Origin of the sequence: Nocardia sp. CS682, assembly GCF_004634405.1 — a bacterium.
Classification (GTDB): domain Bacteria; phylum Actinomycetota; class Actinomycetes; order Mycobacteriales; family Mycobacteriaceae; genus Nocardia; species Nocardia ninae.
The window spans coordinates 4,792,755-4,807,463 of the sequence record NZ_CP029710.1; the positions used below are offsets into that span (position 1 = coordinate 4,792,755).

Consider the following 14,709-nt stretch of genomic DNA (forward strand, 5'->3'; position numbering starts at 1 on the left):
ATGTTGGTAGCGGGAGTGGAGCAAACGGAATACGCGAACGAGGGGCCGGCTGTGCAGCCGGCCCGCTCGGCGTCGCGGTACACCCTCCTATCCCGCGCCACGTTCGTCGGTGGGATCGCGTTCACCGTCGTCCTTTTCGCCGTCGGCGGCTGGCAGCGCCGCTGGATCGCCGACGACGGCCTGATCGTGCTGCGCACCGTGCGCAACCTGCTGGCAGGCAACGGGCCCGTCTTCAACGCGGGCGAGCGCGTCGAGACCAACACCAGTACCGCGTGGACCTACCTCGTCTGGTTCTTCAGCTGGCTGACCCAGGCGCGACTCGAGTACGTGGTGCTCGGCATCGCGTTCACGTTGTCGCTGGCCGCGGTGGTGTTCGCGATGCTCGGCGCGAGCAGGCTGTGGGGCGGACCGAAGTCGGCGCTGCTGCTGCCCGCCGGGATGCTGGTCTACATCGCCATCCCGCCTGCCCGTGACTACGTCACCTCCGGGCTGGAGAGCAGCCTGGTGATCTGCTGGCTCGGTCTGCTGTGGTGGCAGCTGATCCGCTGGAGTCAGGCGGAGCGGGTGCGGCTGCCCGGCTTGTTCGGGCTGGTGTTCCTCGCGGGGCTGGCCCCGTTGATCCGTCCGGAGATGACGCTGGTCGGCGGGCTCGCGCTGCTGATGATCGTCATCGCGCCGATGCCGCAGGCGCGGCTGAGCCCGATCGTGTTGCGCGGCTTGATCGTTGTCGTCGCGGGTCTGGTACCGATGGGCTACCAGATCTGGCGGATGGGCTACTACGGCCTGCCCTACCCGAACACCGCGGTGGCCAAGGACGCGGGCGGGGCCAAGTGGGGCCAGGGCTTCACCTACCTGTGGGATCTGGTCGGCCCGTACTACCTGTGGGTGCCGTTGCTGGTGCTGCTCGTCGCGGGTGTGATCGCGGCACGCGGCACGGCGCCGGTACCCGCGGATCCGATCGGGCGCCATGCCGCACCCGAGGAGCGGTCCCGGTGGAACGCGCACCGGATCCGGGTGTGGCTGCGCTCGCCGGGCGCGGTCGTCACCCTGGTGCTGGTGAGCGGTTTCCTGCTCACGATCTACGCGCTGCGCGTCGGCGGCGACTTCATGCACGGCCGAATGTTGTTGGCGCAGTTGTTCTTGCTGCTGCTTCCGGTCGCCGTGGTGCCGATCCGGTTGCCCGCGGCCGGATTACGGTCGGCTACCGCCGCCGACTGGTCGTTCGCGGTGGTGTTGTTCGCGTTGCTCGGCACCGCGGGCTGGGCGCTGTTCGCCGCCAATACGACCGCGATCAAGACCGGCACCAAGATCTCCGCGTCCGGCATCGTCGACGAGCGGGTCTATTACGTCCTCAACACCGGCCACGATCATCCGATCCTGGCCGAGGACTACCTGGACTACCCGCGCATCCGGCCGATGGTCGACACGATCGCCGCGACGCCGAACGGCGGCCTGCTGCTGAATTCGCCGTCGTTCATGTTCTGGTACATGGCACCGCCGCCGCAGCCCATCCCGCCGGGCGGCGCCGGGCACACGGTCTACTTCCTCAACCTCGGCATGACCAGCATGAACGTCCCGCTGGACGTGCGCGTCATCGACCAGATGGGCCTGGCCTATCCGCTCGCCGCGCACACCGAGCGGCTCACCGACGGCCGGATCGGGCACGACAAGGCCCTGTACCCGGACTGGGTCGTGGTGGACACCGGCATGGTGGACAAGAAGCCGTGGATGCCCTGGTACATGGACGAGAAGTGGGTGACCCAGGCGCGCACCGCGATGGCGTGCCCGACCACCGAAGCGCTGCTGGTCTCCTCCCGCGACCCGCTCACCTTCGAGCGGTTCCGGCACAACCTGCGCAATGCGCTGACCTTCGCCAAGTACCGGATCGATCGGGTGCCCAAGTACGAGATCGAACGCTGCGGCCTGGTCGATCCGTTCCCCAAGGCCCCGCAGCCGCCGCGCTAGAAACGTGCCCGACCAACCCACCGGCGCCCCGGCTTTCCGGGTTCCGGTGGGTTGGTGCTTTCACAGGGTCCGGCGCGTCGCATTGGTCGAGTCCACAAATCTGGTGTACACCCCTCTGTCTCGGTTCGATAACGCCAGAGTCACGATGACACGCTAGGCTGCGAAAGTACGCCCGTCATGGCGTCAACTAGGTGTTGGCATCGGCGGGTCATCGTTAGACAACGGCCGATGCTGTTGCACGAACGAGAGGTCGAAACTGATGCGAGGCGTGTTCGGGCGTCTGAATACTCGAAGAGCCGGATCGTGGCTGAGGCGTTCGGCGCTGCTGTCGATGGCGATTCTGCTACCGCTCGGGGTGTCGGTGGCAGGCCCGGCCGGTCCGGCGTCCGCGGCGTTCAACCCGGACGGCTTCGATTTCTGGGTCGACTCGGAGATGGGCCCGATCAAGAATCGGGTGTTCCGGGCCGCCGACGGCAACACCAGTCGCGTGGTCTACGCGCTGGACGGCATGCGCGCCCGGCCGGATCTGAGCGGCTGGGAAGTCGACACCGAGGTCGTGCGCGAGCTGACCAAATGGAACATGAACGTCGTGATGCCGGTGGGCGGACCGTCGAGCTTCTACGCCGACTGGAACGGGCCGAGCGATTTCTTCGGTCTCGGCAGCGCCGGATCCTCGTCGACCGGTTCGGCCAACTCCGGCTCGGGACTGCTGTCGGGTTCGGCGGGCATGGGCAAGTCGAACACCTACAAGTGGGAGACCTTCCTCACCAAGCACCTGCGCTACGCGCTGCGTGACCGCCTCGGCTTCAGCCCGACCGGCAACGCCGTGTTCGGTCTGTCCATGGGTGGCAGCGCCGCGCTCACCCTCGCCGCCTACCACCCGGACCAGTTCCGTTACGCCGGTTCGTACTCCGGCTACCTGAACATCTCGGCCCCGGGTATGCGCGAGGCGCTGCGGGTGGCCATGCTGGACGCGGGTGGCTTCAATATCGACGCGATGGCGCCGCCGTGGGGCCCGCAGTGGCTGCGGATGGATCCGTTCGTCTTCGCGCCGCGGCTCAAGGCCAACAACACCCGGCTGTGGATCTCGGCGGGCAGCGGTCTGCCGAGCGCCGCCGACGGGCTGAGCTTCAACACCGTCAACGCGATGGGACTCGAGGCGCTGGCCCTGGCCAACACCCGCGCGTTCCAGGTTCGGATGATGACGCTGGGCGCCACCAACGCCACCTACGACTTCCCGGCCGTCGGTGTGCACAACTGGACCTACTGGGCCGATGAGGTCTACCGGATGATCCCGGACATGTCCGCCAATATCGGGTGATTTTCGGGTAAGTCTCCTCGACTGGACCGCCCGGTGCCGAGTGCATCGGGCGGTCTTTTCGTGTGCCAGTCGTCCAAGTGCTGTTCGGTAACGAATGTGGAGAGGTAGTGGACGGTGAGTTGTGGCATGAGTCACTTTCCAGCAACATATAAGCTTCCGCTGCCGATTGATACACGAAGAACATGCACAGAGGTCGATTCGTCCCATTTCGGTGGACAGCGGCACTCGGTGTCCGAAGAGGGGGCCGGTAGAGATCGCCAGCTGTTTGCCCCCCGGCCGCCCGAACGAAAGGTCGAGTTTGATGCGAATTGCCCGCTGGAAAGGTAGACCCGGTACTTCGGGAGCCACTGGTTCGTGGGTCAAGCGATCCGCTCTGGGGATCGCCGTGGCACTTCTGCTGCCCTTCGGTATCGCGGCAGCAGGCAGCGGTGCCACCGCATCGGCGGGCTTCGACCCCGCCGCGTTCGACTTCTGGGTCGACTCCGGCATGGGCCCGATCAAGTCCCGCGTGCTGCGCGCCAGGGACGGCAACACCAACCGCGTCGCCTACGTCCTCGACGGCATGCGGGCGCCGGAGAACCTCAACGGCTGGGAAATCGAGACCAACGTTCCCCAGGTGCTGGCGGACTGGAACATCAACGTCGTCATGCCCGTCGGCGGCATGTCCAGCTTCTACGCCGACTGGAACGCGCCCAGTGAGCTGCTCGGCGTCCCGGCGGGCACCGGCTCGTCCTCCGGCTCCGGGGCGCTCAACATCCTGGCCGCGGGGCCGGGCAAGAGCTACCGGTACCAGTGGGAGACCTTCCTGACCCGCGACCTGCGCAACGCGCTGCGCGATCGGCTCGGCTTCAGCGACACCCGCAACGGCGTGTTCGGCCTGTCCATGGGCGGCAGCGCGGCGCTCACCCTGGCCGCGTACCACCCGGACCAGTTCAGCTTCGCCGGTTCGTACTCCGGCTACCTGAACATCTCCGCGCCGGGCATGCGTGAGGCCATCCGGATCGCCATGCTGGACGCCGGCGGCTACAACGTCGACTCGATGGCGCCGCCGTGGGGCCCCCAGTGGCTGCGGATGGATCCGTTCGTCTTCGCGCCCAACCTGGTGCGCAACGGCACCCGCCTGTGGATCGCCGCGGCGAGCGGTTTGCCGACGGCGACCGACGGACCGAGCTTCAACACCCTGAACGGCATGGGGCTGGAGGCACTCGCCTTGGCGAATACCCGTGCGTTCCAGGTGCGGATGGCGACGCTGGGCGGCGGCAACACCGTCTACTCTTATCCCGCCTTCGGTATTCACGCGTGGAACAACTGGACCGACGAGGCCTACCGGATGATTCCGGACATGTCCGCCAATATCGGCTGACGAATTCGTCGTAACCAGACCGCCCGGCGCTGTCCAGTGCCGGGCGGTCTGCTGCTTTCTACCGGAACGCATTCATTGGCTGGTTGATCGCTGGCGGCCGAATTGCGATCTTGTCATTGTCAGGACATGCGGGCTGCTCGCCGATAACGGCAAATCGCTGGTTTCCGTCACGATCCGGCATCGCCACGCGTTTCCGAGCGGGAAAATCCGAATAACTGCCTATAGAAGAGCCATAGGCCCGAGGACTTCGCCGTTGGAAGCCATCGACGCCGAGTGTCGATCTCCATGCACCACGGTTGCGGTCAACGACGACCGCACGGGCGAAAGGTGAACTCGATGCGGTCGGATGGAGTACGCGGAGCGGTTGCCAGTAGGCGTGCAGCGCTCGGTCGCCGCCGGTTCCGGCGCTCGGTCGCCGGTCTCGCCGTCGCCATCGTGGCGCCGTTCGGCGGCGGCCTCGGCGCCCCCGCGCAGGCCGCGTTCGATCCCGGCGGCTTCGACTTCTGGGTCGACTCCAGCATGGGCCCGATCAAGTCCAGGATCTTCCGCGCCGCGGACGGCAACACCGACCGGGTGGTCTACGCGCTGGACGGGCTGCGCGCCCGCAACGATCTGAGCGGCTGGGAGATCGACACCGACATCTCCAGGGTGCTGCCGCAGTGGAACATCAATGTGGTGATGCCGGTCGGCGGCCAGTCCAGCTTCTATTCGGATTGGATTGCGCCGAGTAATACCAACGGCCAACAGCAGACCTATGCGTGGGAGACCTTTCTCACCGACAATCTGCGCTGGGCGCTGCACGACCGTCTCGGGTTCAACCCGCGTGGCAACGGCGTGTTCGGCCTGTCCATGGGTGGCAGCGCCGCGCTCGCGCTGGCCGCATACCATGCCGACCAGTTCCGTTATGCCGGTTCATATTCGGGTTACCTGAACATCTCCGCGCCGGCCATGAAGGAGGGCCTGCGGCTGGCCATGCTCGACGCGGGCGGCTACAACATCGACGCCATGTGGGGTCCGCCATGGGATCCGCGCTGGTTGCGCAACGATCCGTTCATGTTCGCGTCACTGTTGCGCGACAACGGAACTCGTCTGTGGATCGCTACCGGCAACGGCGCGAACGGACCACGAGATGTGATCAACGCCCCGATCGACGTCTACCACCTCGGCAATGCGATGGCGCTGGAGACGATCGCCCTGGCCAACACCCGTGCGTTCGAAGCGCGGATGAACAGTCTCGGTCCGAGCAATGCGGTGTTCGTGTACACCACGGTGGGTGTGCACAGCTGGAACTACTGGCAGGACCAGGTTTTCCAGATGCTGCCAGATCTCAGCGCGAATTTGGGGTGAACTCAATTCGCCGCATTCCCAGGCACTCTCCGCTGTCCACGCCGGGTTCGGCGCCCACGCCCGCGCTGACACTTCCGGCCATCAGGTGAAAATTTGGTGCTCCGGCACGACAATCACCGGCCGAACGCGATAGGGTCACCGCACCATCACAGATTGCGTACGGGCGGATTTCGGCCACCTGGTTGCCTCGGCCTTGCTAAGGCCACCGGTGTCGAATATCGTCCAGCGAGCGCAAGTGTGACCAGATCGTAGTTTCGCAGTCGCATGCGCCGGAATGTCGGGGTCCGGTGTGCTGCGGCGTGCGTCTCGTTGGCAGCACTGGTGCGGTTGCGCCCCTCGCGGGGTCGCCGACGGCACCACAACAGGCAGAAAAGCAGAAAGAGAGCAGGATTCATGCGTTTCGGCAGGGCGGCCGCGCCGATGAGAAGTGAGTCGGGACGGCGAGGCGCACCTCGTGGTTGGCGTAATCGAATTCTGGCTGTCGGTGCCGCTGCATTGGCGCTACCGATCGCCGCGGGCGTGGCGGCCCCGATCGCCACCGCGGCGCCGGTGCACGCACCGGTCTTGCGTGCTCCCGCAGGCGGATTCGAAGATCTGATGGTCCCGTCCAGCATGGGCCCGATCAAGGTTCAGGTGCAGTGGGCAGCACGCGGCGGCAACGCGGCGCTCTACCTGCTCGACGGACTCCGCGCGCGGGACGACCGCAACGCGTGGTCGTTCGAGACGAACGCGCTGCAGCAGTTCGCGAACGACAACATCACCCTGGTGATGCCGGTCGGCGGTCAGTCCAGCTTCTACACGGACTGGTACGCGCCGAGCAACACCAACGGCCAGAAGACCACCTATAAGTGGGAGACCTTCCTGACCAAGGAGCTCCCGGCCTTCCTCGAGGGCTACGGCGTCTCCCGCACCAACAACGCGGTGGCCGGTCTCTCCATGGGTGGCAGTGGCGCGCTCGCGCTCGCCGCCTACCACCGGGACCAGTTCAAGTTCGCCGCCTCGTACTCGGGCTACCTGAACATCTCCGCGCCGGGCATGCGCGAGGCGATCCGCGTCGCGATGCTGGACGCGGGCCGCTTCAACGTCGACTCGATGGCGGCGCCGTGGAGCCCGGCGTGGCTGCGGATGGACCCCTTCGTGTTCGCACCGCAGCTCAAGGGCCTGCCGATGTACATCTCGGCGGCCAGCGGCCTGCCGGGACAGTACGACGCGCCGAACTCGGCGGTCGGTGTGTTCAACACCAGCAACGCGATGGCGCTCGAGGCCCTCTCGCTGGTCAACACCCGCGCGTTCCAGGCTCGCCTGGCCTCGCTGGGTATCCCGGCCCGGTTCGACTTCCCGGCCCAGGGCACTCACTCCTGGAAGTACTGGGAGGGTCAGCTCTTCAACTCGCGCAACCAGATCCTGGACGCCACCGGCGCCTGGTGATCGCCTGATCAACCACTCGGGCCGTACCCCCTCGGGGTGCGGCCCGAGTTGCGTTTCGGCACAGGTGGTTTGCCGAGCCGTTCGCTGCGGTATCTCTGTGCTCACACATCATTTGTCCCGGTAAGACCGCTTCGGCGCCGCACCTTCTCGCACGGAAGAGGCGGCGCCGGATGCGTTGTGCGAGCCTGCAAAACGAACACGGCGGTTTTCTTATAGTGCGTGTCCTCCCCGGAAGACGGCGCGTACGGGAGTAGAAAGCTCTTGTGGCAGGGATTCGGCGCGGGAGATGGGGGAGACGCGAGCGTCGTGGCGCGCGTCCGGCTCGCGGGCGGTTAGTGCTGCTCGCCACCGCCATGGTCATCCCGTTGGCCGCGGGCGCCGCACCGGCCGCCGCGCAACCCGCTCCCGCCCCGGCACCCGGCCCTGCGGCCGCGGAGGCAGGCGTGCCTGCGACCGTGCAGAAGGTGATCTGGCTGACCGACCGCCGGGTCGCCCTGTGGATCAACTCGCCGTCCATGGCCACCCCGATCCAGGTGCAGCTGCTGCTCGCCAAGGACTGGAACACCCGCCCCGACGTGCGCTTCCCGGTGCTCTACCTGCTCGACGGCCTGCGCGCCACCGACGAGGAGAGCGGCTGGACCAAGGACGCGGGCGCCGTCGATTTCTTCGCCGACAAGAACGTCACCGTGGTGCTGCCGATCGGCGGCCAGTCCAGCTTCTACTCCGACTGGATCCAGCCGAACAACGGCAAGAACTACAAGTGGGAAACCTTCCTGACCAAGGAACTGCCGCCGCTGCTCGAGGCCGATTGGCGCGCGACGGATGTCCGTGGCATGGAAGGGCTTTCGATGGGCGGCACGGCGGCCATGTTCCTGGCCGCGCGCAACCCCGGTTTCGCCAAGTACGCCGCGTCGTACTCGGGCTTCCTCACCACCACCACGATCGGCATGCCGCAGGCCATCCAGTTCGCCATGCGCGACGCGGGCGGCTACGACGTCGGCGCCATGTGGGGCCCGCCGACCAGCCCGGAATGGGCCGCGCACGACCCGTACACGCTGGCCGAGAAGCTCAAGGGCGTCACGCTGTACGTGTCCAGCGGCAGCGGCGCCTCCGGCCCGTTCGACCAGGCGTCCGGCATTCCCGGCGTCAGCACCAACTACGCGGGCATGGGGCTGGAGATCTTGTCGCGGCTCACCTCGCAGAACTTCGTCACCAAGCTCGGCAAGCTGGCGATCCCGGCCCAGGTGAACTACCGCCCGTCCGGCACGCACTCGTGGCCCTACTGGGACTTCGAGATGCGGCAGTCCTGGACGCAGGCCGCGGCCGCGCTCGGCGTCGATCCCGGGCAGACCGGCTGCACGGTCGGCGGCCAGATCGCCACCGTGGCCGCCGCGAACAACTGGCTGGGCGACTGCCTGTCCGCCGAGTATCCGGTGGCGGGCGGCGGTGTGGCCCAAGACTTCCGGTCCGGCCGGGTCTACTTCACCCCGGGCAGCGGCGCGCACCCGGTCGGCGGCATGATCGGCGGTGGCTATCAGGCCATACAGGGCGCCGCCGGTCCGCTCGGCCTGCCGACCGGTGACGAACGCGGACTGCCGGACGGCAAGGGCCGCATGCAGACCTTCCAGCACGGCTCGCTCTACTGGACCCCGCAGACCGGTGCGCAGGCGGTGCGCGGCGCGATCCTCGACGAGTGGGGCAAGCAGGGTTACGAGGCCGGCCCGGCGGGCTACCCGATCGGACCCGAGGTGGCGACCCCGAACCGGGACGGCGCCGTGCAGTCGTTCGAGAACGGCCCGTTCTACTACAGCGCCAAGACCGGTGTGCACCGGGTGCAGGGCATGATCCTGGGCAAATACGCCCAAATGGGTTACGAGAACAGCTGGCTCGGCTTCCCCGCCGCCGAGGAGCAGCCGCTGAAGGACCTCGGCCGGTACAGCCGTTTCGAGGGCGGCAATATTTACTGGAGCCCGCTCTCGGGTGCGTGGGCGGTGAAGAACGGTCCGCTCATGGAGGCCTGGCAGGTGCTCGGGTATGAGAACGGCAAGCTCGGCTATCCGATCAGCGACGAGTTCCCCGTCCCCGGCGGTGTGCAGCAGAACTTCCAAACCGGTTTCATCGTGCTGCGCGATGGCAAACCGGAGGTTCACGGGCTTTAAATCTGACCGGTCTGTTTGTTGTCCGGCTCCGATCTCTTAAGTCTTGCCGCTATGTTGGGTGGCGACCTCCCCCGTTTGCGAACAGATCGAGGACAGAATTCATGCAGAGGACCCGTGGCAAGGTATTCGGCGTTGTCGTGGCGATCGCGGCGACCGGCCTGCTCGCCGCCTGCGGTGGCAACGACTCGACCGCATCGAGCACGCCGACGCTGACCCGCACCACGGCGGCGACGCAGCCGCCCGCCTCGTCCACCAGCGGCGCCGACACCGGCCAGCAGGCGCCGGCGCCCACCCCCCAGCCCGAGCAGCCGCCCGCCGAGACGGTCGCCCCCGAGCGTCCGCAGCCGGTGCCCGCCGAGTCCGCGCCGCCCGCGGACACCTCGAAGCTCACCGACAAGGACAAGAAGTACCTCGACGCGCTCAAGCAGCAGGGCGTCACCCCGTCCACCCCGGATATCGCGCTGAGCGTGGCGAACTACGTCTGCCAGGGCACCGCGTCCGGGGCCTCCGACCAGGATCTGATGACCTTCGTGACCGCGATGGCCGGCTCCGATCCCTCCTTCGATCCGGCGAAGATGCCGGTCGAGAAGGCCGGAGAGGTCTACATCAGCGCCGCGAAGCAGACCTACTGCAAGGCGTGAGCAACGTGAAGGAGCGCGGCGAGTGAACCGGGAACACAGCTGCACCGCAGGCACGACGGAGCCGAGCGCTAGCGAGGCGCAGTTGTGAATGCGCGCCGTGGCGGCACATCCCGCCGGTCGAGGCCGGTGGGATGTCTCCTGCTGATCGGGATCCCGATCCTGATCATCATCGTGGTGTTGCTGCTGTGGTACCTGCTCGCCGGGCTGCTGCGCCAGCCGAAGCCGGGACCGAAGCCGCCCGAGGAGCCGACCTCGCAACCGGCGAGTTGCCCGGACGTGCAGATGATCTCGGTGCCGGGCACCTGGGAGTCCAACAGCAACGACGACCCGCACAACCCGACCGCGAACCCGATCTCGCTGATGCTCAACATCTCCAACCCGGTCGGGCAGCAGTTCCCGAAGGAACGGCTGGACGTGTACACCGTCCCGTACGTCGCGCAGTTCTCCAATCCGATCGCCATCCCGCCGGACGGCCAGCAGTCCTACAACAACAGCCGGTCCGAGGGCACCCAGCGGATGATCGACGCGATGCAGCAGCGGCACCGCGAATGTCCGTTGACCACCTACGTGATCGCCGGGTTCTCGCAAGGCGCGGTGATCGCGGGTGATGTGGCTTCGCAGATCGGCCAGGGCAAGGGACCGGTGCCTGCGAACAAGGTGCTCGGCGTGACGCTCATTTCCGATGGCAGGCGCACCGGCGACACCGGTCCCGGCCAGCCCGTCCAGATCGGTGCGGTGCCCGCGGGCGTCGGCGCCGAGGTCGCGCTGAAGGGTCTCAACGTCCCCGGCATCACGATGACGGGTCCGCGCCCGGGTGGTTTCGGTGAACTGGCCGAACGCACCTTCACGATTTGCGCGCAGGGCGACCTGATCTGCGACGCACCGCGCGAAGCATTGAGCCCGTGGAACATCATGGGCAGCGTCGGCGCGCTGGTGCGCGCGGCGGGCAACCCGGTGCACGCGCTGTACAACGGTTTCATCGTCGACGAGAACGGCACCACCTCCACCCAGTGGACCGTCAACTGGGCGAACGGCCTCATCGAATCGGCACCGCATCCGCCACATTCGTGAGTGCGCGAGCCGGTGATACAGCGTGGAGTCGTGAGATTTCACAGTCAGCGCTGAGGTCGGCACGCAGAACACCAGTACTGCCCCGACAAGCGCGACTCCCGTTGGACAGCACGCTGTAAAGTGCCGCAGGTGATCGCGACGCAGGTAGCACCGACACCGTGTTCGGGACATCACCCTGCACCGTCGCGCCCGAGTTTCCTTACAGCCAGGAGCATGAGTTCATGACAGAAGCCGCCGCACCAGCCGGTGAGTTGACCGCGCTGGGTACGCCGCTGCGCAGCTTCCGCTTCGCGGCAGCGGGCGAGGGAAATAAGCAAGAGGGTGGCGCCCGCAAGTTCATCCAGACGGCGCAGCAGGCCGAGGAGTACGGCTTCGACACCTTCGTCGTGCCGGATCACCTGGGTGACCAGATCGGCCCGATCGCCGCCCTCGGCGCGCTGACCCAGGCCACCGAGAAGATCCGCCTCGGAACGTCGGTGCTGGCCAACGGTTTCCGGCACCCCGTGGTGCTGGCCAAGGATCTGGCCACCATCGATGTGCTGTCCAAGGGCAGGCTCGAGGTCGGTCTCGGCGCGGGCTGGAAGCAGGACGAGTTCCTCGCCGCGGGTCTGCCCTACGAGACGCCCGGCGTTCGGCTCGCGAAGCTGGACGAGGCGCTGACCATCCTGGACGTGCTGCTGCGCGGCCAGGAGTGCACCTTCGAGGGCAAGTACTACCAAGTACAGGGCGTCAAGGGCACGCCTAGGCCGCGGCAGGGTCCGCGCCCGCCGATCTGCACCGGCGGCGGCGGTCCGAAGATGCTGCGGTTGGCCGCCAAGCACGCCGACATCATCTCGGTCGTGCCGGTGACCACCAAGAACGGTAAAGGCCTCTTGTCGGGCATCACGATGGAGAAGACCATCGAGAAGGTGAACCTGATCCGCGAGGCCGCGGGCGACCGGTTCGCCGATATCGAGCTGAACTGGGCCATCACCGCCATCGTCATCACCGACGATCGCGAGAAGACCGCTGAGATGGCGCTTTCCGCGATCGATCGCGGTCTGCACCCGGATCTCGAGGTGGACGTGAAGCTTTCGGTCGAGGACATCTTGAACTCGCCGTACGTGGCCATCGGCAGCTTCGAAGAAATCGCCGACCAGATCCGCCGTGTGCGCCAACTCACCTCGATGTCGTATGTCGGGGTCTTTCCCACCCAGATGGACGCATTCGCCCCCGTTATTCCCCTGCTGCGAGACGAGTGAGCCGGTCTTCTCTGTAACATGACTCTGGTTTGAGTACATCTAGCCGATAGCGGTCACCGCGCAGACCGCCCAATAACTGCAGGCTGACTCGAGCACTTGGAGCCACCCGCGGGCGAAAGCGAGTCGGGGCCTCACAGGTAACAACGGCGTTGTCGCCGTCTTGCTGCGTGTGCCTCGGAGGAGAAGAAGGAATGGAAGAGACTTTCGACGACTACCTGGACGAGACCGGGAACATCCGAATTCCCGAGGATCACACCCTGGTCGATCACGTCGAGAAGCACACCCGGAACGACGCGAACACTCTGGCGTACCGCTACATCGATTACTCGCGTGAGCGTGATGGCGAGGCGCAGGAACTGACGTGGCGTGAGTTCGGCATTCGGCTGCGCGCGGTGGCCGCTCGACTGCAGCAGGTGACCAACCCGGGTGACCGGGTCGCGATCCTCGCGCCGCAGGGCCTGGATTACGTGATCTCCTTCTTCGCCGCGATCTACGCGGGCACCATCTCGGTGCCCCTGTTCGACCCGGACGAGCCTGGTCACACCGACCGCCTGCACGCCGTGCTCGGCGACTGCGAACCCGCCGCGATCCTGACCGCCAGCTCCTCGGCGGCCGGTGTGCGGCAGTTCTTCCGGTCGCTGCCCGCCGCGCAGCGCCCGCGCATCATCGCGGTCGACGCGATCCCGGACAGTGTCGGCGAGGGCTGGGTGCGCCCGGATATCGCCATCGACGACATCGCCTACCTGCAGTACACCTCGGGCTCGACCCGGACCCCGGCCGGCGTGGAGATCACCCACCGCGCGGTCGGCACCAACCTGCTGCAGATGGTCGACGCGATCAACCTGGACTGGAACTCGCGCGGCGTCACCTGGCTGCCGCTGTTCCACGACATGGGCCTGCTCACGGTGATCCTGCCCGCGGTCGGCGGCAAGTACATCACCATCATGTCGCCGAGCGCGTTCGTGCGCCGCCCGTACCGCTGGATCAAGGAACTCGCCGCGCAGTCCGACGGCGCCGGAACCTTCGCCGCCGCACCGAATTTCGCGTTCGAGCACGCCGCCGCGCGTGGCCTGCCGAAGAACGGCGAGTCGCTGGATCTGTCGAACGTGATCGGCCTGATCAACGGCAGCGAGCCGGTGACCACCTCCTCGATGAAGAAGTTCAACGAGGCGTTCGCGCCCTACGGCCTGCCCAAGACCGCGATCAAGCCCTGCTACGGCATGGCCGAGGCGACGCTGTTCGTGTCCGCGACCAAGGCCGAGGACGAAGCGAAGGTCACCTACGTCGACCGCCACGAGCTCAATGCGGGCCGCATGGTCAAGGTCGAGCCGGGCTCGGAGAACGCCATCGCGCAGGTCTCCTGCGGGTACGTCGCGCTGTCGCAGTGGGCCGTGATCGTCGACCCGGAGACCGTCGAGGCCGACGGCGGGCATGAGCAGCCCGACGGCCGGGTCGGTGAGATCTGGTTGCACGGCAACAACATGGGCATCGGGTATTGGGGCAGGCCGGACGAGACCGCCGCGACCTTCCAGAACAAGGTTTCGCACCGGCTACCCGAGGGCAGCCATGCCGAGGGCACCGACCGCGACGCCAACTGGATGCGCACCGGCGACTACGGCGTGTACCTGGACGGCGAGCTGTACATCACCGGGCGGGTGAAGGACCTGGTGATCGTCGACGGCCGCAACCACTACCCGCAGGACCTGGAGTTCTCCGCGCAGGAAGCCTCCAAGGCGCTGCGCCCCGGCTTCGTCGCCGCGTTCTCGGTGCCCGCGAACCAGCTACCCGCGCTCGTCTTCGACCAGGGCAGCCACTCCGGACTCAAGTTCGACGCCGACGACGCCTCCGAGCAACTGGTCATCGTGGCCGAACGCGGCCCGGGCGCGGGCAAGGCCGATCCACTACCCATCGCCGACGAGGTGCGCGCCGCGGTGGCGTCGCGCCACGGCGTGACCGTTCGAGACGTACTGCTGGTTCCCGCGGGTTCCATCCCGCGCACCTCCAGCGGCAAGATCGCCCGGCGGGCCTGCAAGGCCGCCTACCTCGAGGGAACGCTGCGGGGTGGTTACACCCAGCAGGCGTTCCCCGATGCACCGGAAGAGTAATTGCCCAGGGGTGGCCTCGGACAGCCGACATTCGCGGTGCGCCCGGTACGCAGACAGGTAGCTTGAGG

At 66.9% G+C, this 14,709-nt stretch carries 10 protein-coding genes; all 10 read left to right on the forward strand.

The window, feature by feature from the left end:
- Nucleotides 1–1,965: a flagellar motor control protein ZomB gene (gene zomB / locus DMB37_RS21620; RefSeq protein WP_135234265.1), complete on the forward strand. Its 1,965-nt coding sequence runs from the start codon at nucleotides 1–3 to the stop codon at nucleotides 1,963–1,965.
- 259 nt (nucleotides 1,966–2,224) lie between these two features.
- Nucleotides 2,225–3,286 carry an alpha/beta hydrolase family protein gene (locus DMB37_RS21625; protein WP_135234266.1) on the forward strand — a complete coding sequence of 354 codons (1,062 nt, stop codon included), beginning with the start codon at nucleotides 2,225–2,227 and terminating at the stop codon, nucleotides 3,284–3,286.
- 301 nt (nucleotides 3,287–3,587) lie between these two features.
- Nucleotides 3,588–4,649 (forward strand): alpha/beta hydrolase family protein, encoded by a 1,062-nt coding sequence (locus tag DMB37_RS21630; RefSeq protein WP_135234267.1) that lies wholly within the window; start codon nucleotides 3,588–3,590, stop codon nucleotides 4,647–4,649.
- Between the two features lie 336 nt (nucleotides 4,650–4,985).
- The gene (locus DMB37_RS21635; RefSeq protein ID WP_135234268.1) at nucleotides 4,986–5,996 is read left to right on the forward strand and encodes an alpha/beta hydrolase family protein; all 1,011 of its coding nucleotides are present in this window, start codon (nucleotides 4,986–4,988) and stop codon (nucleotides 5,994–5,996) included.
- A 393-nt stretch (nucleotides 5,997–6,389) separates the two neighbouring features.
- The gene (locus DMB37_RS21640) at nucleotides 6,390–7,424 is read left to right on the forward strand and encodes an alpha/beta hydrolase (protein ID WP_370465170.1); all 1,035 of its coding nucleotides are present in this window, start codon (nucleotides 6,390–6,392) and stop codon (nucleotides 7,422–7,424) included.
- Nucleotides 7,425–7,777: 353 nt separating this feature from the next.
- Nucleotides 7,778–9,583, forward strand: a complete 1,806-nt coding sequence (locus tag DMB37_RS21645; protein WP_135237738.1) for an alpha/beta hydrolase-fold protein — start codon at nucleotides 7,778–7,780, stop codon at nucleotides 9,581–9,583.
- 101 nt (nucleotides 9,584–9,684) lie between these two features.
- Nucleotides 9,685–10,224 carry a DUF732 domain-containing protein gene (locus DMB37_RS21650; RefSeq protein ID WP_167768901.1) on the forward strand — a complete coding sequence of 180 codons (540 nt, stop codon included), beginning with the start codon at nucleotides 9,685–9,687 and terminating at the stop codon, nucleotides 10,222–10,224.
- Between the two features lie 126 nt (nucleotides 10,225–10,350).
- Complete coding sequence (locus DMB37_RS21655; protein WP_135234270.1) at nucleotides 10,351–11,295, forward strand: cutinase family protein; 945 nt, start codon at nucleotides 10,351–10,353, stop codon at nucleotides 11,293–11,295.
- Between the two features lie 221 nt (nucleotides 11,296–11,516).
- Complete coding sequence (locus DMB37_RS21660) at nucleotides 11,517–12,536, forward strand: LLM class F420-dependent oxidoreductase (RefSeq protein WP_135234271.1); 1,020 nt, start codon at nucleotides 11,517–11,519, stop codon at nucleotides 12,534–12,536.
- A gap of 191 nt (nucleotides 12,537–12,727) precedes the next feature.
- Nucleotides 12,728–14,641 carry a long-chain-fatty-acid--AMP ligase FadD32 gene (gene fadD32 / locus DMB37_RS21665; RefSeq protein ID WP_135234272.1) on the forward strand — a complete coding sequence of 638 codons (1,914 nt, stop codon included), beginning with the start codon at nucleotides 12,728–12,730 and terminating at the stop codon, nucleotides 14,639–14,641.
- Nucleotides 14,642–14,709 lie beyond the last annotated feature (68 nt).